Consider the following 23,071-nt stretch of genomic DNA (forward strand, 5'->3'; position numbering starts at 1 on the left):
TGCTCGATCCCGTGGATGGCGCGTCCGGCCAGGCGGCGCGCCTCTGTTTTCGAACAGTTTCGTATTACGGAACCAGCATTACCTTTCCATCTGAGTTGCGCAGTGCATCGGCAAGGTCTGACATGGCGTCTCCAAGCCGGATCGTGTTCGTTACCTCGGTCTCCCACTGGCCGGATACAAAACGCGCCTGAACCTCGCCGATGATTTTGATTTGCTCTTCCAGCGGCGTACTCATGAACCAGCGCGTCAGCCAGAATCCTTCAATGCGCTTTTCCATGAAAACGAACTGCCCCATTTCCCGGAACTGCGGCGGCTCGGGGTCGAGTTTTCCATAAACGACCCAGAGGGCCCGGTTCGGCATCACCGCAAAGACGTCCGCTGAAACCTGATTGGCCACCGCATCGAGCATGACGCGCGGTTTTTCTTTCTTGACGATGGCCTTCAGCGTTTCCTTGAAGTCGCCGTCCGTGCTGTTGAGAACGTGTTTGGCGCCCAGCTCCTTGAGATGCGCAATCTGTTCATCTTTCCTGACGATGGCGATGGGCGCTATGTCGTTGTCGCGCCCCAGCGCCGTCATCAGCTTGCAGAGCTGGCTGTTCGCTGCCGTCATGATGAAGCTGCCGGATTCGGCTTTGCGCACAATGTCGAACATCGCCATTGCGGTGAGCGGGTTGACCACATGCGCGGCAGCATCTTCGTTGCGCATGTCATCGCGTACTGGAATGCAAACTGCTGCTGACGTTATGGCGTATTCAGCCCATGTGCCCGAGCCGGCTGGATCCACGGTAAAGGCGACTCTTTTTCCTACAAGAGATTGTGCGTAACCGCCGCTGCCGGCGATGACCTCACCGACACCTTCGAAACCGGCTGCCGCACCCTTGACGCGGGGGTGTCCATATTCGCCCTTGATATAGTGGAGATCGGAGGGGTTTATCGATGCCATCGCCATCTTGATCAGAACCTGACCGTCGGCAAGTTCCTTGAGCGGGATTGTTGCTGCTTCAAGATAAAGATCGAGGCTTTCGATATGCGGGCCTTCCGCCTTGCCCGAAAAGCCGTCATGTTTTTGCACCAGGGCAAATGTCTCTTTTGGAAGATCCAAATTCAAACTCCTTCCGGTACGAGAACCAGTTTGCCGGTCGCGCCGCGACCAAGCACACGCTTGAGTATTTGAGGCGCCTCGGCGAGCGGATAGCGTCCCTCAATATGCGGTTTCACCTTGCCTTCCAGATACCAGCCGACAAGCTCTCTCATGTTATCCGCATAAACGTCGGGCTCATGCTGTGTGAAAGAGCCCCAGAAGACGCCGACGACAGAATATTCCTTCACCAGCGTCAGGTTGACCGGCAGTTCGGGAATGCGCCCGGAGGCAAAGCCGATAATCAGCAGACGGCCCCCGCGACCCATGGCACGGCAGGCGGCATCGAAAGCATCGCCACCGACAGGATCGAACAGGACATCGACGCCTTTTCCGTCGGTCAGCGCCTTCAGCTGATCCTTCAGATTGTCATAGCCAATTACCTCATCGGCGCCGCTCTCCTTGGCGATACGCTGCTTTTCCTCAGATGAGGCAACGGCAATGACCCTGGCGCCCATCGCCTTGGCGATCTGGATTGCTGCGATGCCCGTTGCGCCGGCTGCGCCGAGAACCGCAAGGGTTTCTCCGGGTTTGAGGACAGCACGCTGTTTCAGCGCATGGTGCGAGGTGCCGTATGCGCACATCAATGCACAGGCGTCGGCCGCATCCATGCCCGGCGGCAGTGGAAACACAACCTTCTGTGGGGCGCTAACGCGTTCGGAATAACCGCCAATCTGGCACAGCGCCGCTACCCTGTCGCCGGGCTTGACGTTTTTGACTGCAGCACCGACTTCCTCGACTACGCCGGCCACTTCCATGCCGGGAACAAAGGGTGTCGGCGGTTTCATCTGGTAAAGGCCCTGAACCAGCAAGCCGTCGGGGTAGTTGACACCGATTGCTTCCGGTCTGATCAACACCGTGTGGTCCTTGACGGGCGGTGTTTCAATATCCCTGTAGACCAGCGTGTCGAGAGGTCCGAATTCCTCGCAAACGATTGCTTTCATATTCAGACGCGCTCCTGCGTGTATTTGCGCAGTTCCGTGCGGGCAACCTGCATACGGTGTACGGCGTCCGGGCCATCTGCCAGCCGCAGCGTCCGCAATCCGGTCCATGAACGGGCGAGGGGAGTGTCCTGCGACACGCCTTGGCCACCAAACATTTGCACAGCCTCGTCAGTCACCTTCAGCGCCACCTGTGGAGCCACGACCTTGATCTGGCTGATCCACGGGGCCGCCGCACGTGCATCGCCCTTGTCCATCATCCAGGCGGCCTTGAGGCACAGGAGCCGGGCCATCTCGATGTCCATGCGGCACTCGGCGATGATATCGTAGTTGGCGCCGAGCTTTGCCAGCGGCTTGCCGAAGGCCTCACGGCGCAACGATCGCTGGCACATCAGTTCGAGCGCGCGTTCCGCCTGTCCGATTGCCCGCATGCAGTGGTGTATGCGGCCAGGTCCGAGGCGGCCCTGTGCGATTTCGAAGCCGCGTCCCTCTCCTAGAATGAGGTTTTCCGCAGGTACACGCACATCTGTAAAGCGTATGTGCAGATGCCCGTGCGGCGCATCGTCGTGGCCGTAGACCTGCATGGCCCGCAGTTTTTCAATGCCGGGCGTGTCTGCCGGAACCAGGATCATGGAATGACGCTGATGCTTCGGCTCGTCTTCGCCACCGGTTTTCACCATGGTTATATATATCTGACAGCGTGGATCGCCGGCGCCGGATGACCACCACTTTTCGCCGTTCAATATATAGTCGTCGCCGTCACGTACGCAGCTCATGGAGACATTCGTCGCATCCGAGGAGGCGACATCCGGCTCTGTCATGAGATACGCTGAACGGATTTCTCCGGCGAGTAGCGGGGTCAACCACCGGTCTTTCTGTTCACTGGTGCAATAGCGCTCAAGCACCTCCATGTTGCCGGTATCGGGCGCGGAACAGTTAAACACCTCTGCGCCGATATGCGCCTTGCCCATTTCTTCGGCGAGATAGGCATATTCGACGGTCGTCAGACCATATCCGCGGTCTGATGCGGTCAACCAGAAGTTCCACAGGCCTTTTTCCTTGGCCTTCGCTTTCAACCCTTCCAGAATTTCGGTTTGCCGCGGTGTGTAGGCCCAGCGGTCGCCATTGTTCACTTCGGCGAGGAATTCCTCGTCGAGCGGCAGGATTTCATCCCGCACCATGGAGCGTACCTCTTCAAGTATCGGCTCCAGCTTGGCCGTGATTCCCAGATCCATTTCAGACATCGGTGATCAAATCCTCCTTCAATCCGAGACCACGCAGCGCAAATATGGCGCATTGGCTGGCAATCTGGTCAATTGTAGTGTCGTTTTGCCCTTCACGTCTCTGAAACCAAAATAGAGGTGAATTCAAAGACATAAACATAAGTTGCAATGCAATGCTTGAGCTTTCGAAATGCGCAACGCCTTCGGCCTTTGCCTGTTCGAGAACTTCCCGGAATATCTCGGAATAATTGTCGCGCATGGCCTGAAGCTCGAGCAGCACATCCCGTTGCTCAGGCGTTGTGGCGCCGCGCTTGAGAAGTTCGACACCTTCCCAGACACAGCGCTGAAACGGCAGGGTGTTTATCATCGCCAGGCAATGCGCCTTTGTCATGCGCTGCAATTTTTCTGGCGTCGGTAGTGATTGGGCTGCAATCGGCGACAGCACATCAAAATTCATCTGCATTCCATGACGATACACATCAAAGAACAGGTCGGCCTTCGAACGGTAATGATGGTAGATACGGCCCTTTGTGGCACCGAGGCTGCGCGCGACATCGTCGATGCTTGTCGCTGCGTATCCTCGGTCCATGAAACATTGCGCTGCCGCGTTGAGGATATCCTCCTGCACTGAGCGCACTGAATTTGCTGATACCGACGCAGACATTTGCCGGATGTTCCTCCTCGATACGGCGCAAACCTTCTCCGCCGGCAATCCGAATTTCGGCGTGGGTCAGCTATCGTTTGTTCCGTAAAGAGGAACATACTACCGGGTATGTTGTCAATGGAGGTTAGAGCAGAACTGTTGTTATTCTGTATTATCGATCAGATGCCGAAACCAGGAAACGGTCTCTTTCAAACCGTCTTCCAGGTCCACTTTCGGCTGCCAGTCGAGTTCTTTTTGGGCAACTGAAATATCGGGGCACCGCTGCACCGGATCATCTTGGGGAAGAGGCCGGAACTCCAGCTTCGAACGGCTGTCGACCAGTTGCACTATGCGCTCGGCGAGCTCAAGCATCGAGCATTCATGTGGATTGCCGAAGTTTATGGGACCGGTCAAATCGTCGGGGCTGTCCATAAATCGAACCATGCCGCCGATCAGGTCGTCGACGTAGCAAAAACTGCGTGTCTGTGTGCCATCCCCGTAAATGGTGATCGGATCACCCTGCAGCGCCTGTATTATAAAGTTGCTGACCACGCGCCCGTCACTTGGATGCATGCGCGGTCCGTAGGTGTTGAAGATGCGCATGACTTTGATCTTGACGTCATTTTGCCGATGATAATCGAAAAACAGCGTTTCGGCGCACCGCTTACCCTCGTCATAACAGCTGCGCGGCCCGATGGGATTAACGCGCCCCCAATAGTCCTCACTCTGTGGGTGAACCTGCGGATCGCCGTAGATTTCCGATGTTGAGGCCTGCAGGACCGGGGCTCCCAGACGCTTGGCGAGGCCCAAAATATTGATTGCGCCGAGCACGCTGGTTTTTGTGGTCTGAACCGGGTCGAACTGATAGTGAACCGGCGAAGCGGGGCAGGCGAGATTGAATATCCGGTCCACTTCCACATGCAGCGGAAAGATCACATCATGCCGCATCAGTTCGAAATCCGTTCGACCGAGCAAATGCTTGATATTGCTGCGCTGACCAGTGAAAAAATTGTCGACACACAATACGCTGTCACCGCGTTTCAGCAGTGCGTCACAAAGGTTTGATCCTAAAAATCCCGAGCCGCCTGTGACAAGAATTTCACGCATAATATCTCCGAATCCCAGCACTCATTTTGTATCGGCTCCAACGTTTAGAGCTATATTGAATGGATGCCCTTTTCTCAACCGGAATATTATATGTGACACCGGCTTTACATTGCGAGCAGTCTGGTGTCCTTGTGCATGCGAAAGTAGCGGTGTAGCTGCTGGACGATCAAAGGAACAGCGGGGAAATCCATGAGTTTGGAGCCGGGCAAGCAGCGAATTTTGCAGACAGCCGGTGTCGCGTACGAAAACCTGCGCTACAGGATGAATGAGCTGGAAACCAATGAAGCGCAGTGCCGATACATATCCAGTCATGGTTTGAAAAAGAGCTGCAACTATTGGCACAAGGACGGACGTCCGCCGGAAATTGTGGAACTGAACCGGCTTGCAGCCACAGACCACTCAAATACTCTGTCCATCTATTTCAAAACCAACGGGCTTCGGCATTTTGCCGACCAAACACTCGGCCGTATGGAGAATCGGTTTGTGCTGGTGACGGGTGGATGTGATCTGGAAGTCGGTGATCGCGATACTGATTCAGAACTGCGCGCCCGTATTCTTGGAAGTCCCCTCCTAGATGCCTGGTTCACACAGAACTGCAATGACCAGCATCCCAAACTGCTTCCGATGCCCATCGGAATGGACTATCACACGCTGACCTTCCAGTTTCGTCATCGCCCTTGGGGTTATTTTGCAAACCCGCTGGTGCAGGAACAGATACTGGATGATGCCCGCACGACGTCACCTGGGTTGGAACACAAAAAAATAGCCGGCTATAGCAATTGGCATCACGTGATCACCCGTGGCGATCGCCACCAGTGCATCAACGGCGTTCAATTGGATGCGGCTTTTCTTGAGCAGCCCGATACCAACCGCGCCGAAAGCTGGAAGAACAATGCCGAGTATCTGTTCACGATCAGTCCGCTGGGCAATGGGTGGGATTGTCACCGGACCTGGGAGGCGTTGCTTTTGGGGTCGGTACCCATCGTGCCGCGTTCCAGCATCTGCTCCTTGTTCGAAAACCTTCCGGTATGCATCGTCGATGATTGGCGCGAGGTCACGATGGATTATCTGAAGGCCAAGAGGGAATGGGTGCTTGAAAGCGAATTCGATTTTGCCCCGCTTTACCTCGGCTGGTGGAAGGCACGCTTCAAGGAAGAAGCAGAGTTGCCTCGAAGGATGCAAAGGTTTCAGGATTTCATAAATACCGCGCAACAGCCGTTTGCATCGCTTCAAAAGCAAACCGCAAGCGCCGTGTAATTTTGAGGAGCGTGTTGGATGGATGTATCTGTTGAGAACAAACGTGTATTTGTTACGCAGGCAGATCAGTATATGGGGCCGGCGTGTGTAGACATGTTTCGACGGGAGGGTGCACACGTTACCGCCGATACGAGCGATCTTTCAACGGATGCAGCCTGCCGCAAATTGATGGAAGATGCCGGACATATCGATGTTCTAATCATCAACCTGGCTTCACCAAATCATTACGGAACCTTGGTCACCGATCTGGAGGAAGACGCGTGGCAGGAGGTGTTCGGGTTACTCGTACATCCACTCCACCGCCTCACGCGCCATGCGCTTCCGCGGATGATCGAGCGGCGGTCGGGAAAAACTATCGTATTCGGTAGCGCGACACCGCTGCGCCCGATGGGACGGCTGTCAGCATACAGCGCCGCACGCGGAGCACAGATATCCTATGTCAAATCGGTTGGCGTGGAGGTTGCGAGACACAACGTCCAGGTAAATCTGATTGCCCAGAACTGGGTCGAAAACCCGGCCTACTATCCGCCGGAAATGCAGGCAAACCCGAAATTTCAGAAAAACCTCAAGGAACAGGTTCCGCTGGGCCGGTTGGCAAAACCCGAGGAGGATGTTGCACTCGCGTTATTTCTTGCCAGTGACCGGAGCGATTTTTTTGTTGGACAGGCCATTCCGTTCTCGGGTGGCTGGGCGGGTTGAGGGCGGCGTGCCCGCCAGCGCTTAAATTCGCTGAGTAATTACACGAACTTGACTTGAATTGATCGTCTCGACGGAACATGTAGGGTTTACGCACGAGCAATGCGGCCCGCATAACACGGATAGTTTCAGCCCATGAAAATTTTTGCCTATAAGCCCGGACATGACGGGCATGTTGCCGCAATCGATGATGGTCGCCTGATTTTTTCCATGGAAGCCGAAAAAGATTCCGGCAACCGCTATGGGCCGGTCACACCTGAACTTATGTTGCATGGTTTTGCCGCGCTTGAATGGATGCCGGACGTCTTTGGTGTTTCGGGCTGGGAGCGGTCGTTCCGCCCGATGCGGGATCCCATCGGCGCGGGCTATCTCGGAACAACGCCCGACACAAACATTTCCCATAAAATGAAGATGTTTGGTCAGGAATTGCATTATTTTTCAGATACCCATGAGCGCTCCCATATTATCGGCAGCTACGGTATGTCTCCATTTTCGCAGGGTGAGCCGGCATATGCACTGGTCTGGGAAGGTGTGCTTGGTCATTTCTATCGTGTCGATGAAAACCTGAATATAGCTGAAATCGGATCGCCGTTGAGCGGTCCGGGCCACAAATATGGTTTTCTTTATGGCCTTGCCGATCCCGCTTATCCATTCGATGCCAGCAAATCCCGCCGCGAGGATGCCGGCAAGCTGATGGCCCTTTCCGGATTTGGCCGGGATACAGTAGAGACCCAGGAAGAACGCGAACTGATTGAGCGCATCCTTGAGTGGGATGCTGTTGCAAGCCCATTGCGGAAATCGGATTTCAAGGACAGCCCGTTTTGCAATATAGGTCTCGACAGCCCGGATTTTCATAATCTGGCACGGCGTTTTCAGCACCGCATATTCGAACGTTTTTTTGAGTTTGCGGAAAATAATATGAAGGAAGGCCTTCCAATCCTCGTGTCCGGCGGATGCGGTTTGAATTGCGACTGGAACAGTGCCTGGCGCGAGAGCGGTCTGTTTAAAGATGTGTTCGTTCAGCCGTGCACGAACGATTCCGGATCGGCGATCGGAACGGCAATCGACGCTCAATTGGTTCATACCGGCAATGCCAAGATTGACTGGACGGTTTATGCCGGTGAAGAGTTCGTCATGGACGATGCCGATGTTTCCGGTTTCGACCGTGCTCCGCTTGATCTTGATGAATTCACCGGCCGCTTGGTTGAGGGGGGCGTCTATGCCTGGGTCAACGGGCGCTACGAAATTGGTCCGCGAGCGCTCGGCAACCGGTCGCTGGTCGCGGCGCCATTTACCGCGGAAACCCATACACGGCTCAATGCCATCAAAAAACGCGAAGGATTCCGGCCCATTGCTCCGATCCTGATGGAGGAGGAGCTGGATCGTCATTTCAACAATCACGGCCCCAGCCCTCACATGCTCTACTTCCAGACGGCACGCACTGATGCTCTGAAAGCCGTCACCCATGTAGACGGTTCAGCCAGGGCACAAACGGTGCGTCAGTCGGAAAACCCGCAAATGTACGCGCTGCTGTCGGCGTTCAAGAACAAAACCGGTTACGGCGTGTTGTGCAATACATCGCTGAATTTCAACGGCAAGGGATTTATCAACCGCCTCAGTGATCTGGTGCGTTATGCAACCGACACCGGTCTGGACGGATTTGTGGTCAACGGCAGTATATATCGCCGACGCGCGTAAGCTGCACAGCCAGCGATATTCCGCAAACTGCGATTTAGGACAACCGCAGATAAGCCGTTGCCGTGGGCCCGTGATGTCAGGCCGTAACTTCAGAAGTGGGCTTTGCCCGGTCGCGGCCGATGCTGACATAAGTAAAGCCGTACCGTGTCGGCTCCTTGCGCCGGTGAATATTGCGCAGGTCAATCATCAGTGGTTCGGCCATGGCATCCCTCAGACGGTCGAGTTCCAGGGCACGCAACAGGTTCCATTCCGTCATAATGACAACGGCGTGCGCGCCGACAACCGCCTCATAGGGATCATCTGCCCAAACAACATCGGGATAAAGCTCTGTTGCCGCTTCCATAGCCTTTGGGTCGAACGCGCGCACCGTCACGCCGCTGTCAATGAGAAGATCCAGAACAGCCAGGGCTGGGGATTCTCGAATGTCGTCCGTATCGGGTTTAAACGAGACGCCGAGCACGGCAACCGTCTTGCCTTTCGGCTCGCCTATGGTCGCCAACACCCTTTCAGCCATATGCTTCTTGCGGGTCTCGTTCAGCGTTATCGTCGCCTCAACCAGCTCCTGGGGTGCATCAACCTTGCGAGCAAAAGCTGCCAGAGCGCGGGTGTCCTTGGGAAAGCAGGACCCACCGAAACCCGGGCCGGCACGCAGGAACTTGTCGCCAATCCTTTCATCAAGGCCAATAATCTCAGATACCTCAATGATGTTTCCATCAACCTTTTCGCACAGGTCGGCAATTCCATTGATGAAGCTGACTTTCATCGCCAGGAAAGCATTTGCCGCATATTTGCTGACCTCCGCGCCGACGAGAGATGCAACGGAAATAGGTGTGTCCTGCAGTTTCAACGGCCTGTAAAGCGTTTCCGCAACTTCCCGTCCGCGCTCGTCGTGAATTCCAAGAACAACGCGGTCTGGTCGCATGAAGTCCTGTATGGCTGAACCTTCACGCAGGAACTCCGGATTGCTGACAACGGAAAAGTCGAGATCCGGCCGCAACTCCTCAATGCGTTCCTTGACCCGCTGACAGGTTCCCGGAACCACCGTGCATTTGATAATAACGACAGCACCGTCCTGCAGGTGTGGCGCGATGTCTTCCACCGCTGAAAACACGTAAGTCAGGTCCACATCTTCGCCATTGGCAGCCGATGGTGTTCCGACTGCCAGAAAGACCACATTTGAATGAGGTACGCATTGCTCCAGATCGCTTGTGAAATGGAGGCGTTTGGCTTCCGCATTCGAGCGGATCATCTGGTCAAGGCCAGGCTCATAAATCGGGCTGACGTTGTTTTTAAGCAGTGCGATCTTTTCTGGAACGTTGTCCACGCAGGTAACATCGAAGCCGAACTCGGAAAGGCAAACACCCGTTACGAGCCCAACATAACCGGTTCCGATAATCGTGATGATCAAGGCAGCCTCGCGAGTCTATTTTATGGGGGTGCCGATCTGTTTTGCCGGCGATTGAATTGTGGCGTTTTCAATAGTGTTTTGTGGCGGTATAAACAATTCACAGAATAATTCCATACCACATCATACCGTTGTGAACACCTACCAAGGCGAGATTCAACAAATATGTCAAACCAGATTTCAGCCCCGATTATAGTGACCGGGGCGGCAGGCTTCATAGGGTTTCACGTTGCGCGCAATTTGCTTGATTTGGGATACCAGGTCATCGGTATCGACAACATGAACACCTATTACGATGTGGGCCTGAAAGAAGCCAGGCTCGCGCAATTGACCGGCAGAAACGGCTTTGGTTTCCATCGCGTGGATATCGGCGATAAGGAAGCGATGGCCGATATCTTTGAGAGCATACGGCCGACACATGTCGCGCACCTCGCCGCGCAACCGGGCGTGCGCTATTCGCTTGAAAATCCGCATGCCTATGTCGATAGCAATGTCACCGGATTTTTGAACGTCCTGGAAGGCTGTCGCGCCTGTGACGTCAAGCATCTGGCCTATGCAAGTTCGAGTTCCGTCTATGGCAACAGTCCGGATGTTCCCTATAGCACCGATCAGAATGTCGACAATCCGATCAGTCTTTATGCCGCCACCAAAAAATCCAATGAGCTGATGGCCCATGCCTACAGCCATATCTGGAACATACCCGTAACCGGCCTGCGCTTCTTTACGGTCTATGGTCCCTGGGGCAGGCCGGATATGGCCGTGTATCTTTTTACAAAGGCGATCCGGAACGGAGATCCGATCAAGGTCTTCAACAATGGCGACCTGCGCCGCGACTTCACCTATATCGACGATATTGCAAATGGCGTCGTCAAGGTGCTGCTTTCCCCACCGGCTTCGGACACTGGCGATGCGGATGGTAAAGCACGGCAAAGGGTCGCGCCTAACTACCGGCTGTACAATATCGGAAACAGTGAACCTGCTGATTTGATGCAAATGATCGAAACACTGGAAAGCCTGACCGGTGGTGAAGCGGTAAAGGAGTTTTTGCCGATGCAACCCGGCGATGTTTATGAAACATTTGCCGATACGTCGGCGTTGGAGCGCGATTTCGGGTTCAAGGCACACACGCCATTGAATGAGGGACTGGCTGCCTTTGTTGCCTGGTACGATGCCTACCATTCCAGCCGAACCTGATATCGACCCTCAGACCGTGCCGGACCTCTATTTTATACGGCACGGCCAGACCGAGTGGAATCTTCAGGGTCGTTTTCAGGGCATAAGCGACATTCCACTCAACGATACCGGCCGCAGGCAATCCGACCACATCGGCGCCAATCTTGCCGAACTGGTGACGCGTGCCGGACAGGCGCCGCGTGCGCTGCAATTGTTCTCATCGCCCTTGCTCCGGGCCCGGCAAACGAGCGAGATCATCTGCGGCAAACTCGATGTGACCACAGATTGGCTTACATTCGAACCGGACCTTGGCGAAATCTCCTATGGGGACTGGGAAGGAATGACGACGCTGGAGGTCAAGGCTGCATTTCCAATTGCACGCAAAAGGCGAAAGGCCGACCGCTGGCTGTTCTCGCCGCCACACGGAGAATCGCCCGCCTCACGAGTTCCAGCGCTGCATTCGTTCCTGACGGCGCGCAAATCGCCGTCCATTATTGTTACCCACACAGGTGTCATACGAATCTGTCTGTATCTGCTGGGTTTCCTGCAGCGGGAAAACGCACTTGTCGAACCGATTTCCCAAGATAAGATCTACGTCATTTCAAAAGGATCATTGGCACGGATATAAAATGCTGCAAATATGATGAAAACAATCGGTGGCGGATTGGAATAATAACAACAAACCGGCCAAGCCATTGATCGATAGGGGAATTAACGCTTGATGAGTATGGGTGCTTCCGATCTGCTGCGGGTGGAGAACTTGCGGGTGGCAATCGGTTCGAGGGAAAATCGGGTAGATGTCGTCAAAGGCGTCAGTTTTCGAATACCGAAGGGAAAGACTGTCGCTCTGGTGGGAGAATCGGGGTCCGGCAAGTCGATTATCGCGCAGACGATCATGGGAATTCTGCCCGACATTGCCGAAGTAACGGGCGGATCAATCCAGTTTTTCGATCCGTTGAACGACGGCGAGCCGACCGATATCGTACAACTACCGCGCGATGGCAAGCAGATGCGCCAGCTTCGCGGCGGGCGCATCTCCATCATTTTCCAGGAGCCCATGACGTCGCTTTCGCCGGTTCACACGGTGGGCAATCAGATTGACGAAGCACTTTATCTGCACCGCGACGTCAACCGTAAGGAGTGCCGTGATCTGACTGAGCAGATGCTGGCTCTGGTCGGTTTCCCAAACCCCTCGCGCGCCTACAATATGTATTCCATGGAGCTTTCCGGCGGCCTGCGCCAGCGCGCGATGATCGCGATGGCGCTCGTTTGCAATCCGGCGCTTTTGATTGCCGATGAGCCGACCACGGCGCTGGATGTCACAGTGCAGGCACAGGTGCTTGCTGTATTGAAGGACGTGCAGCAAAAGCTGGGTATGTCGCTGCTGCTTATCACCCATGATCTGGGTGTGGTCGCCAACATGGCCGACGAGATACTTGTGCTCTATCACGGCACTCTGATGGAAGCCGGGACACTCGAAGATATCTTCCACAAACCCGAACATCCCTATCTCAAGGCGTTGCTGGCAGCCGTTCCGAAACTGGAGATGCAGCCGGGTGAGAAGCTGGTCGCACTGCGCGAAGTCACCCAGCCGCTGCCGGAATCATTCAAGGCCCGCGCGGCACAGCGCGTGCATTCGCCTGAAGACATTATCTTGAATGTCAGGAACCTGTCCAAAAGCTTCGAGTCCAAAAAAGGCAGCCGCCTGATAAGTTCCGAAGCCGACAGAGTAATAGCTGTCGACGATGTGAGTTTCTCGGTGCGTTTCGGTGAGTGCTTTGGTCTTGTGGGCGAGAGCGGCTGCGGCAAGACTTCGCTGAGCAAAATGATTATGCGTGCGATTACGCCGAGCCAGGGTTCGATTGGGTTCAATGCAGGTTCAGGCGAAGTTGATCTCGCGACGATACCAAATCGTGAGCTATTCGAGGTGCGCCGCAAAATTCAGATGGTGTTCCAGGATCCGTTTTCCTCACTCAGTCCGAGATCGACGGTTCTGAATATTCTTGCAGAACCGCTTGAGATTCATGGTGAGGGAACCCGCAAATGGCGCAAGGAGCGGGCGCGTGAATTGATGAGCATGGTCGGTCTGTCGCCGACCTTCCTGAACCGCTATCCGCACAGTTTTTCGGGTGGACAGCGTCAACGCATCGGCATCGCCCGTGCTCTGGCGTTGGACCCGGATCTATTGATTTGTGACGAACCCGTTTCAGCGCTGGATGTTTCGGTTCAGGCGCAAATCCTCAATCTGTTGATGCGTCTCCAGAAGGAACTGCATCTGACAAGCATTTTCATTTCCCACAATCTGGCGGTGGTGAACTACGTGGCCGACAGGGTTGCGGTCATGCGCCGTGGCCGGATCGTCGAAATTGCTCCAGGTGACGTGCTCTTCCGCGATCCGATTCATCCGTATACCCAAAACCTGCTACAATCTATTCCAACCACCGATCTGGCCTGCCCCCTGGCCCTGGGGCACACGGACATATTGTCCAGCAGCAGCCATGATAATTGGGACAAGAAATTCATTCCGGAGAGGCCCGGCGCGCCGATGGAAATGCTGGAGGTCGGCAAGGACCACTACGTCCTCGTGCGCCCGGACTTTGATACGACGAGGCTGGTAGCATGAGTATGAAGCATTTCACCCTGGCAACCGTCCTCTGCGCCATGTTGCAGGTGTCGTTCCTGTCTCTGGCGAATGCGACCGGTGTTCTCAGGGAGCCGCCGATACTCGAACCGCTGGTCCAGTCAGGCGAACTGCCGCCGATGAGCGAACGCCTGCCTGAGCAGCCGCTTGTCGTCGACTTTGAAATGGACGGCAAGAGCATCGGGCGCTATTGCTGTGCCCTCAGAATGCTCATGGGTAAATCCAAGGATATCCGGATGATGACGGTATATGGCTATGCCCGTCTCGTCGGATTCGACTACGATTTCAACCTTAAACCCGACATTCTTGAAAGTTTCGATGTCGAGGAGGGCCGGATCTTCACCTTGCGCCTTCGCAAGGGGCACAAATGGTCCGACGGTCATCCCTTCACATCCGAAGATTTCCGCTACTATTTCGAGGATGTGGCCAACCACGAAAAGCTCTCCGGAGCGGGATTGCCCCAGGTTCTTCTTTCAAACGGAAAGCCACCCAAATTCGAAGTCATTGACGAACACACCGTCCGCTATACCTGGGAGGATCCAAACCCGGCATTTCCTCTCGGCCTGGCGGGCTCCCGGCCGGCCTATATCTACAAGCCGGCCCACTACATGAAGCAGTACCACGCGCACTACAATGACATCGATGAACTGGAAGAGATGGCCAAGGACAAGGGCTATCGCAACTGGGCCGCGATGCATACGGTGCTCGGACGTCAATACAGGCCGGAGAATCCCAGCCTTCCGACTTTACAGCCCTGGCGCAATACCACGGAAGGGCCCTCCAAACGCTTCGTGTTCGAGCGCAATCCGTACTATCACAGGGTGGATCCGACCGGTCAGCAGCTCCCTTATTTCGATGAGGTCATCGTCCTGACCGGGTCCGCCGACATTGTCGCCACCAAGGCCGGGTCCGGCGAGAGTGACCTGCAGGCACGTTATTTGCGGTTTGACAATTACACATTCCTCAAACAGGGCGAGAAGACACAGGACTATCGGGTACTTCTGTGGCGTGCCGGCGTCGCATCGCAGATTTCGCTGTATCCGAACCTGAATGTGAAAGACCCCGTCTGGCGCAAGCTCTTTCAGGACGTGCAATTCCGCCGTGCGCTTTCCATCGGTCTCGACCGCCGCGAGTTGAACGAACAACTTTTTTTCGGACTTGCCAAGGAGGGCGGCGATACCGTTCTGGAACGCTCACCTCTTTACAAGGAAAAATACGCATCGGCCTGGGCGCAGCACGATACTGATCTGGCCAACAAAATGCTGGACGAACTTGGGCTGACGCAGCGAAATGCAGCCGGTACCCGCCTGCTTCCGGATGGAAGGCCGATGGAAATTATCGTCGAAAGTGCAGGGGAAAGCACCGAGCAGACGGACGCACTTGAACTGATCCGTTACCATTGGGAAGAGCTTGGAATACGCGTCTTCACGCGTGCAATGCAACGCGATATTCACCGCCGCCGCTTTCTGACCGGTCAGACCATGATGACCATATCCAAGGGGCTCAATATCGGACTTGCCACGCCTGACCTCAATCCAGAAGAGCTTGCCCCGGTCTCATCCGCGCAACCGAACTGGCCGGTCTGGGGGCAGTATACCGAGACAGGCGGAAAGGCCGGTGAGCCGCCGACATTGCCCTCTGCTAAACGTCTGCTCGAGCTTTACGGGCTTTGGCGAAAATCGACCAACAATGTCGAACGCGAGGCAATCTGGTCGGAAATGCTAGAGATCTATTCTGAAGAAGTGTTTTCGATCGGTATCGCGCGTGAAGCAATTCAGCCGGTCGTCGTGAGCAAGAAGCTGCGGAATTTGCCGGAAACCGGCATCTATTCCTGGTCGCCATCTGCGTTTTTCGGAATTTACCGTCCGGATACGTTCTGGTTTGAGGAATAGGCCGCAACATGCTGAAATATATATTCTTTCGTTTTGTGGCGATGATTCCCACACTGGCGATCGCCAGTGTGCTTATATTCACAATCATCGAACTCCCGCCGGGTGACTATTTCGAAAGCTACGTGGCGGAATTGCAAGCGGCCGGCGAGACAGTCGACCCGAAAAAAATCGAGTTTTTAAGAACTGAATATGGTTTCGACAAACCGGCCTGGCAGCGCTATTTCGGTTGGGTCTGGGGCATGCTGCACGGGGATTTCGGCTACTCTTTCGAATATGAGCGGCCGGTTTCGGAACTGATCGGCAGCCGGTTGTTTTTGACCATGCTGCTGTCGTTCGTGACCATCATATTCACATGGATCGTCGCGTTCCCCATCGGGATTTATTCGGCCACACATAAATATTCGTTCGGCGATTACGGTTTCACCTTTGTCGGCCTCCTGGGGCTGGCCACTCCGAATTTCCTGCTCGCCCTTGTCATGATGTATTTCGCCAAGGTGTGGTTCGGAACCTCCATCGGAGGCTTGATGGATCCTAAATACATCAACGAACCCATGAGTTGGGCGAAACTGGGCTCCGTTTTCGAACATATGGTCATACCGGTGATCGTCATCGGTACGGCTGGCACGGCGGCCATGATCCGGCGCATCCGCGCCAACCTCCTCGACGAGCTGAAAAAGCAATATGTCATAACCGCCCGCGCAAAAGGCGTTCCGCCTGTGCGCGCCGTGTTAAAGTACCCATTTCGTATGTCCTTGAATTTCTTCATTGCAGATATCGGCAACATTCTGCCTACAATTGTATCAGGTGCCGAGGTTGTCGCTATCGTCCTGTCGCTTGAAACGACGGGCCCGCTGTTGATCTCTGCCTTGCAGAGTCAGGACATGTATCTGGCCGGATCGTTTTTGATGTTTTTGGCACTTCTTACCGTGATCGGGGTTCTCATCTCGGACATTGCGCTGGCCATACTCGATCCGCGCATCCGGCTGCAGGGAAAGGCGTATAAATGACCAACACGTCCTTGCCCGAACCCGGACAGCCGATCGGCCATTTCGTATCCACGGATCCATTTGATCCGCTCGCCGCGGAAAAACTGACGCCGGAACAGGAAAAATACTATTTCGCCTCGCAGCTTCGGCTGATCTGGTGGAAGTTCAAAAGGCACCGGCTGGGCCTGTATTCCGCAATCTTCCTGACCGCGTTTTATGTCGTGATCGCCCTGGCTGAGTTCATCGCGCCTTATGATCTGGCGCACCGGCACATCGATGACATCTATGCTCCGCCACAGGGCATACATTTCTTTGAAGATGGCAAGTTTGTCGGTCCGCGTGTTTATCAGCGTGTTCGAACGCTGAACATGGAGATACTCAAGCGCGAATATTCGGACAACAAGACCAAGAGCTATCCCGTAAGGTTTTTCTGCGACGGCGACCCGTACACGCTCTGGGGCCTGTTTGAATCGCGCAAGCATCTGTTCTGCGCCGGAGACGGCGGAAACCTCTTCCTGCTGGGCACGGACAGGCTTGGTCGCGATATGTTTTCGCGCATTATTTATGGCGCGCGGATATCGCTGACCATCGGCCTAATCGGTATCACCGTCAGTTTTGTTCTCGGCATCACCATAGGCGGCCTTGCGGGATATTATGGCGGGTGGGTCGATGTGGTCGTTCAGCGGATCATCGAGGTGCTTCAATCGATCCCGAGCATACCGCTCTGGCTGGCGCTGGCTGCCATACTGCCGGTCACCTGGAGCCCCATCCTCGTCTATTTCGGCATAACCGTGATTTTGGGTTTGCTTGACTGGACCGGCCTTGCGCGTGCCGTGCGGTCCAAACTCCTGTCGTTGCGCGAAGAAGATTACGTGCTTGCCTCACAATTGCTGGGCGCAAAGCCGCGTCGCATCATTACACGGCATCTGGTGCCAGGCTTTTTAAGCCATCTGATCGCGTCTGCGACAATCACGATCCCGGCAATGATCCTGGGCGAAACATCACTGAGTTTTCTGGGGCTTGGGCTGCGGCCGCCGATCACCAGTTGGGGCGTTCTGCTGAATGAGGCGCAGAACATCAACGTAATTGTGCTTTATCCATGGCTGATATTGCCGGTTGTGCCGGTGATCCTTGTCATATTGGCTTACAACTTCATGGGTGACGGATTGCGGGACGCCGCAGATCCATATCACTGAGGTGAGTTCTGATTTGCCGCGCTTGCATCGGCGAAAATGCCGTCGATTACCGATTTGAATGTCGCGGCAACGGAGGTGACATTGTGATGCTCATGGACATATCGGCGTCCGCCGGCGCCAAGTTCCTCACGCAGGCGGCGGTCATCCAAAAGGCGCGCAATTGCCGCGGCATATGCGCCGGTATCGCCCACAGGCAAGAGCGTGCCGCCAACACCATCCGATACGACAAGCGGAACGCCTGCGGTATTTAAGGCCACCACCGGCATGCCCCGTGCCTGGGCCTCAAGATAGACAAGGCCGATGGCTTCACCGATCCCCGGCCAAACGAAAATGTCGCTGCTATCCATCAGCGCAAACATGTCCTCATGTGCAACGCTGCCGACAAATTTGACACGGTCAGAGCCGGCAAATCTCAGAAGTTCGGCAATGTTGGCGCGTTCAGGTCCTTCGCCGGCAATGATGAGATTCCAGTCTTTGTTTTCGATCAGCTGGAGCGCCGCGGCAAGCGTGCGGTAGCTTTCCATTTTTGCGCCCGGGCGCATCATCCCGGCTGCAAGAAGCACAGGTGCCTCGTTTTCAAACAGTTTTTTGGGTTTCGCCCGCGCCGGCAATCCTGATATATCGAGAAACGGCGTAATCCGGACAGCCGTTTTCATGTCTGGCGTAACGGTTTTCAGATATTGCCAGTCACTGTCTTTGAGCACGAAATTGACTTTAGCGAACCTTATGGCCTCCTGCGCCGCCGCGCGCCCTTCAAGCCAGTCATTTGCCGTGCCCTGGCGCGTTCGGCACGCCTCCGCTGTCACATAGGGAATTTTGAAGTGTCTGGCGAGCGGAAGCCCCAGCCAGTCCGGTGATTTGCAATAGGGGTGATAGGTGAACCAAAGATCCGGAAGAGATGCCGCGTCGCTTTCCCAAAGCCTGCGGATCCTGTTCTCCTCGGCAGACACGGCCGATTTGCGGGTGCCGTAAAGTTCCCCGGATGGTCTTTTCTGGTAGCTGATCACGTCGGATACGAGTTCCACCGAATAGCCCGCCAGCCGCAGGGCCTTCATCATCAGGCGGGCAATCTCCCGGTCACCGGACGGAATCGGGTGGTCGGGCGACTTGAGCGGGGCGTAGAACGCGATTTTCTTTTTGGTCGCCATTGCTAATGAACACCGTTGGACCGACCGTTCGCAAGTGCCTGGCGCAAAATGCGAGCGGTGGCCGCGGCGCCATCCTGTTTCAACCGGCTCCAGTCGGGGGAAGGGGCATTCATCACACGGTTGATGGCCGCACACAGTGCAGCCGGTGTCTTGTCGTCATGATGCAGCATTTCCACCAGACCGAGATCTGTCAGCAGTTGCGCCCGGCGCAATTGTTCGGTTTCTTTTTCATTCCACTGTGGTGCGACAATGGAGCGGCAACCGGCCGCCATGATATCTGCAATGGTGTTGTAGCCGGTGAGCGAGATGGAGAGTTTCGCCTTCTTCAACGCGCAATATAAATCCGGTATGAACTCGTGGGTCTCAATATCAAATTTTGCAAGCTCGTTTCGATCGGCCTGCGCCATATACGGGCCGGTCAGCAGACACCAGCGCGCATTGCACAATGATGAGTTCGCCTTGGCTTCCGCGGCAGCAAAAATCAGTTCACGACCCAACAGCCCGCCGCCCGCTGAAACAACCACATCGAACTGTTCGCAAGAGGCGTCATTGTCTGTGGTGTGTGGGGGTGTGACAATGCCCGTATAGTGCAGCCGATCTGCAATTTCCGATGTGTAAGGAAATGTCGCCGAAAGATCGATGAGATTCGGGTCGCCATGCACCAGAACTCCGTCAAAATACCGTTTGACCAGTTCAACCGTCTGGCGGTCTTTAGAGGGTTTGTTGCCCTCCTGCAGGATATCGCGGATTGAAGCGAATATTTTCGGCCTTTTTTCAAGGGCTTGTGCGGCATCCATCAGCGGCAGCAGCTCGAAATGCATCTGCCGGCGGCCGAAGGGAAACGCTTCGGTAACTAGTATGTCCGGTTTGCTTGAAGAAAGTGCTGCAAGCACAAGGTCGCGCCGCTTGTTGCGGTACTGATCGTCGGCAACCGAACCGTCACCCGTTATCAGTTTTGAAAAGTCACCATGGGCGGAATTCAGCGGCGGCAGAAAATGGACAATGGCGCCATGGTCTTGAAAATTTTGAAGCTTTTGACCGCCATAGAGAAGTTCGACTTCAAAACCGCTTTCAACCAGACCCGCCACAATACGCATGGTTCTGAACACATGTCCGACACCAAGTAGGTGCTGGACATAATAGAGAACTTTGCCGCCCTGGCTCATTGCGCGGCTTCTTGATAGCCGGGCTCAGGTCCCGTGCCGTTGAAAAGCCGCAAAAGATGTTTGATTTCGGTGCGGTGATCGAAGTCGGATTTGACCTTTTGAGCGCCTGCATCGCCCATGCTTTGGCGCAGATCAGGGTTCCGTGCCAGGTTTTCAATTGCGAGAGCAAGTGCAATGGCATCATCAGGCGGCGTCAGCAGGCCGTTTTTCTGATTTTCGATCAGTTCGACGATGCCCGAAATCGGCGATGAGATGCACGCAAGACCCTGGCTTTGAGCTTCAACGAGCACATTGGGCAATCCGTCGCGGTCGCCGTCATCGGCGATACGGCAGGGCAATACGAAAAAGTCACTTTCACGGTAAGTCTGCAGCACAAATTCCTGCGGTTTCGAGCCGAGCATTTGCGCCCGGTCCGAAAGCCCAAGGCGAGATATCTGTTCCGCAAGCTGTTTCGACAGGACACCGCCACCGATGTGAGTCCATCTCCAGTGCAGATCCTGAGGCAGCCTGGCAAGCGCGTCGACCAGTGTGTCGAGGCCTTTTTTGGCGACCGCACGGCCGACCGTGACGATCCGAACCGGGTCGTCCGCCCGGCTGCCGTCTCTTTGCGGGGCAGGGCGTTCGCCTGTTGGAAAACGGCTCAGGTCTAGACCATGATGAACAAGATGCACATCATCCGGACGTCTGGTCAGCGACTTGAGATGATCGTACCCGCTCTTTGTGCAAGTAACCGTCCAGGCTGCGTCATCGAGCTTTTCTGAAAGCTCCCAGTCAGGAGATGTCCAGATGTCCTTTGCATGCGCAGAACAGCTCCAGCCGGTGCCCGTCATTATATGCGTATAATAGGTCACCGATCCCGGTGTATGGATGAAGTGGGCATAAAGCCAATCGGCATCGGCGGGCAACTCATTGGCCATAACCAGCGCCTGTCCGAAACGTCTGATGCGGTTGCTTGTGAAGTCCCGTTTGAGGTCCGATAAAAACCTCCGAAATGCGGTCCGGTAGCCCGGTTTTCTTCTGCTGGACCACCAGCCCCTCAGCACCCGCAGAGGTTCTTCGTGGAGATATTCCGGCAGATAGGTCACATCCGCCTTGATCTCTGAGTGAATTGGATGGCGCGCCTTGTCGGTCGGATGCCTCAGCGAGAACAGGTGCAGTCCCAGGCCCGCCCGTTCAAGCTCCAGCAACTCCTGTGCAATGAATGTCTCGGACAGCCGCGGATATCCCTTGAGAACAACGACGATCTTTCTGCTCATCAGCCCGCACGCTCCACCTCGAGCGCAGGGCGGTTTTGCGCGTCGAGAATAGCCCCGACTTTGTCACAGATGCGTTGAAGGCCCGAAGAATCCAGATCGTGGATAGGAGCAGGCTGATTAGCAGAAGCTATCAGCGCTCTGATGGATTTCGCAAAACCTGTTGGATTTGTTGCGTCTTTTGCCCTGATTGTCTCGCATAGGCCCAATTCCTGCGCCCGTTCCGCCCTGATCAGTTGCTCCATGCGTGGCGTTTGTCTGGGGACGAACAACACCCGCTTGTCGCGTGCTATCACCTCGCAGAATGTGTTGTATCCGCACATCCCGATCACCGCCTTTGAATGCCGGATGAGCGCTTCGGGTTCGGAATTGAAGCCGATAACGCGAATGTTGCCGATATTGTCGGCCCGTGCTCGTATCTCCTTTTCCCGCTCCCGGTCCGTATAGGGGCCAAGCAAAAGAACGGCGGGGCAGGGGATGGCTTGATCGCTTTCATAGGCGCCCAGTACCGCATTCATGAGAAAATCACCGTCACCGCCGCCGCCGGCCGTAACCAGTATGTAATCGGAGGGCAGACCTGCAACAGGAACCTTTTCGAATTCAGGGTGAGGCTGATAGAGATACCCCGTATAGCTGCACCGACCAAGAACCGATTGAGGTAGCCCTATACCTTTGAGTGGATTGTAGAAATCCGCCGAGCCATAGATCCAGATGTGATCGTACAAGCCGTCGATGGCATCAAATATGCCTTTGTTTTCCCACTCTTTTTTTAGTGTCTCTGCTTCATCGAGCACGTCTCGAAGACCAAGGACGAGGGTCGTGCCGGCCGCCTTGAGGTGGGCAAGCGCGTCGGTCAATTCACCGCCAAGGCCAAGAGGTTCCTTGTCGGCGATGAAAACGTCAGCCGGATTGGAGCGAACGAAATCCGAAATTGCCTTCTTGCGTGCATCTATAGCCTGCGAAAACGTCTTTTCGGGATTAGCGGAACGATATTGCCCGGTTGGCAGTTTTTCCACCTGGTCGATCTCGATATAGCTTATGCGCGGGTGCGAAGCGTATTCGCCCGAAAGACCTGAACCGGTGATGATTGAAGCGTGAAGTTCCGGAAAGGCTTCGACCAGCGATCTCGCAATTTTGCGGTTGCGCCTTATATGACCCAGACCAAAGGTGTCGTGGCTGTACAATATGAGGTGTGCCGGGGTGCTCACAGCTGCCAACTTGCCATATTTGGGATTAAACCTCGAATCACCGGGAAGAAGCCAACTACAAACATACATGGATTGGCCAGATAATCCCATTGGTGTCTATTTGAACCCGGCCAAGCCTGTCAGGTAAAAAAGCCGAAATTCGTTGGCTCGTAAATAGGTGGTTGCAAATGATATGTCACGGTTCTTTTGCGCGATTGTGAAACGAGTTGACAATATGATCGCGGCTCTTTCGGTTGGTTTAAGCTATTGATAGGCTGACAATATTGAAGCGGAGGTCCGGAAGACCGGCAGCGAGTGAAT

General features: G+C 55.0%; 19 protein-coding genes. 9 read left to right on the plus strand and 10 right to left on the minus strand.

All coding sequences use genetic code 11. From position 1 onward, the window contains the following. Positions 1 to 64: 64 nt before the first annotated feature. The 5 genes from ABVT35_RS10525 to ABVT35_RS10545 all read right to left on the minus strand — a co-directional run bounded on the left by ABVT35_RS10525 (position 65) and on the right by ABVT35_RS10545 (position 5,052). Positions 65 to 1,102 (minus strand): zinc-binding dehydrogenase, encoded by a 1,038-nt coding sequence (locus tag ABVT35_RS10525; protein ID WP_368466370.1) that lies wholly within the window; start codon positions 1,100 to 1,102, stop codon positions 65 to 67. Between the two features lie 2 nt (positions 1,103 to 1,104). Further along, on the minus strand, positions 1,105 to 2,082 hold the full coding sequence (locus ABVT35_RS10530) for an NADPH:quinone oxidoreductase family protein (protein ID WP_368466371.1): 978 nt from the start codon (positions 2,080 to 2,082) through the stop codon (positions 1,105 to 1,107). 2 nt (positions 2,083 to 2,084) lie between these two features. Continuing rightward, positions 2,085 to 3,323: an acyl-CoA dehydrogenase family protein gene (locus ABVT35_RS10535; RefSeq protein ID WP_368466372.1), complete on the minus strand. Its 1,239-nt coding sequence runs from the start codon at positions 3,321 to 3,323 to the stop codon at positions 2,085 to 2,087. Next, complete coding sequence (locus tag ABVT35_RS10540) at positions 3,316 to 3,966, minus strand: TetR/AcrR family transcriptional regulator (RefSeq protein WP_368466373.1); 651 nt, start codon at positions 3,964 to 3,966, stop codon at positions 3,316 to 3,318. Before ABVT35_RS10540 ends, ABVT35_RS10535 begins: the two co-directional genes overlap by 8 nt. A 141-nt stretch (positions 3,967 to 4,107) precedes the next feature. Continuing rightward, positions 4,108 to 5,052, minus strand: coding sequence for a UDP-glucuronic acid decarboxylase family protein (locus ABVT35_RS10545; protein ID WP_368466374.1), 945 nt, complete (start codon positions 5,050 to 5,052; stop codon positions 4,108 to 4,110). A 189-nt stretch (positions 5,053 to 5,241) separates the two neighbouring features. On the opposite strand from ABVT35_RS10545, the gene ABVT35_RS10550 reads away from it, so the two are divergent. From ABVT35_RS10550 to ABVT35_RS10560, 3 genes are all read left to right on the plus strand, one after another. Next, entirely contained in the window at positions 5,242 to 6,309 is a 1,068-nt protein-coding gene (locus tag ABVT35_RS10550) for a hypothetical protein (protein ID WP_368466375.1), read from the plus strand. A gap of 18 nt (positions 6,310 to 6,327) precedes the next feature. Further along, entirely contained in the window at positions 6,328 to 7,008 is a 681-nt protein-coding gene (locus tag ABVT35_RS10555) for an SDR family NAD(P)-dependent oxidoreductase (RefSeq protein ID WP_368466376.1), read from the plus strand. A gap of 132 nt (positions 7,009 to 7,140) precedes the next feature. Next, positions 7,141 to 8,703 carry a carbamoyltransferase C-terminal domain-containing protein gene (locus tag ABVT35_RS10560; protein ID WP_368466377.1) on the plus strand — a complete coding sequence of 521 codons (1,563 nt, stop codon included), beginning with the start codon at positions 7,141 to 7,143 and terminating at the stop codon, positions 8,701 to 8,703. 76 nt (positions 8,704 to 8,779) lie between these two features. On the opposite strand, the gene ABVT35_RS10565 is transcribed toward ABVT35_RS10560, so the two are convergent. Further along, a complete protein-coding gene (locus ABVT35_RS10565; protein ID WP_368466378.1) occupies positions 8,780 to 10,111 on the minus strand; it encodes a UDP-glucose/GDP-mannose dehydrogenase family protein in 1,332 nt (443 codons plus the stop codon). Between the two features lie 162 nt (positions 10,112 to 10,273). Between ABVT35_RS10565 and ABVT35_RS10570 the strand changes: the two genes are divergently transcribed. The 6 genes from ABVT35_RS10570 (at position 10,274) to ABVT35_RS10595 (ending at position 17,996) form a co-directional block, all read left to right on the plus strand. After that, positions 10,274 to 11,302 carry an NAD-dependent epimerase/dehydratase family protein gene (locus ABVT35_RS10570; RefSeq protein WP_368466379.1) on the plus strand — a complete coding sequence of 343 codons (1,029 nt, stop codon included), beginning with the start codon at positions 10,274 to 10,276 and terminating at the stop codon, positions 11,300 to 11,302. Continuing rightward, positions 11,277 to 11,909 carry a histidine phosphatase family protein gene (locus ABVT35_RS10575; protein WP_368466380.1) on the plus strand — a complete coding sequence of 211 codons (633 nt, stop codon included), beginning with the start codon at positions 11,277 to 11,279 and terminating at the stop codon, positions 11,907 to 11,909. The genes ABVT35_RS10570 and ABVT35_RS10575 overlap by 26 nt, the downstream gene beginning before the upstream one ends. A 93-nt stretch (positions 11,910 to 12,002) precedes the next feature. Next, positions 12,003 to 13,904: an ABC transporter ATP-binding protein gene (locus tag ABVT35_RS10580; RefSeq protein WP_368466381.1), complete on the plus strand. Its 1,902-nt coding sequence runs from the start codon at positions 12,003 to 12,005 to the stop codon at positions 13,902 to 13,904. Continuing rightward, the gene (locus tag ABVT35_RS10585; protein WP_368466382.1) at positions 13,901 to 15,814 is read left to right on the plus strand and encodes an ABC transporter substrate-binding protein; all 1,914 of its coding nucleotides are present in this window, start codon (positions 13,901 to 13,903) and stop codon (positions 15,812 to 15,814) included. Before ABVT35_RS10580 ends, ABVT35_RS10585 begins: the two co-directional genes overlap by 4 nt. An 8-nt stretch (positions 15,815 to 15,822) precedes the next feature. Continuing rightward, a complete protein-coding gene (locus ABVT35_RS10590; RefSeq protein ID WP_368466383.1) occupies positions 15,823 to 16,821 on the plus strand; it encodes an ABC transporter permease in 999 nt (332 codons plus the stop codon). Then, positions 16,818 to 17,996: an ABC transporter permease gene (locus ABVT35_RS10595; protein ID WP_368466384.1), complete on the plus strand. Its 1,179-nt coding sequence runs from the start codon at positions 16,818 to 16,820 to the stop codon at positions 17,994 to 17,996. The genes ABVT35_RS10590 and ABVT35_RS10595 overlap by 4 nt, the downstream gene beginning before the upstream one ends. Here ABVT35_RS10595 and ABVT35_RS10600 read toward each other — a convergent pair. From ABVT35_RS10600 to ABVT35_RS10615, 4 genes are read right to left on the minus strand one after another with little or no spacing between them, the layout of a single operon-like run. Further along, positions 17,990 to 19,144 carry a glycosyltransferase family 4 protein gene (locus ABVT35_RS10600; RefSeq protein WP_368466385.1) on the minus strand — a complete coding sequence of 385 codons (1,155 nt, stop codon included), beginning with the start codon at positions 19,142 to 19,144 and terminating at the stop codon, positions 17,990 to 17,992. The genes ABVT35_RS10595 and ABVT35_RS10600 overlap by 7 nt on opposite strands. A gap of 2 nt (positions 19,145 to 19,146) precedes the next feature. After that, the gene (locus tag ABVT35_RS10605) at positions 19,147 to 20,310 is read right to left on the minus strand and encodes a glycosyltransferase family protein (RefSeq protein WP_368466386.1); all 1,164 of its coding nucleotides are present in this window, start codon (positions 20,308 to 20,310) and stop codon (positions 19,147 to 19,149) included. Beyond that, on the minus strand, positions 20,307 to 21,566 hold the full coding sequence (locus tag ABVT35_RS10610; RefSeq protein ID WP_368466387.1) for a glycosyltransferase family 4 protein: 1,260 nt from the start codon (positions 21,564 to 21,566) through the stop codon (positions 20,307 to 20,309). Before ABVT35_RS10610 ends, ABVT35_RS10605 begins: the two co-directional genes overlap by 4 nt. Then, complete coding sequence (locus ABVT35_RS10615) at positions 21,566 to 22,771, minus strand: glycosyltransferase family protein (protein WP_368466388.1); 1,206 nt, start codon at positions 22,769 to 22,771, stop codon at positions 21,566 to 21,568. Before ABVT35_RS10615 ends, ABVT35_RS10610 begins: the two co-directional genes overlap by 1 nt. Between the last annotated feature and the right edge of the window lie 300 nt (positions 22,772 to 23,071).

This window comes from Hoeflea sp. TYP-13 (genome assembly GCF_040932035.1).
GTDB lineage: Bacteria > Pseudomonadota > Alphaproteobacteria > Rhizobiales > Rhizobiaceae > Hoeflea_A.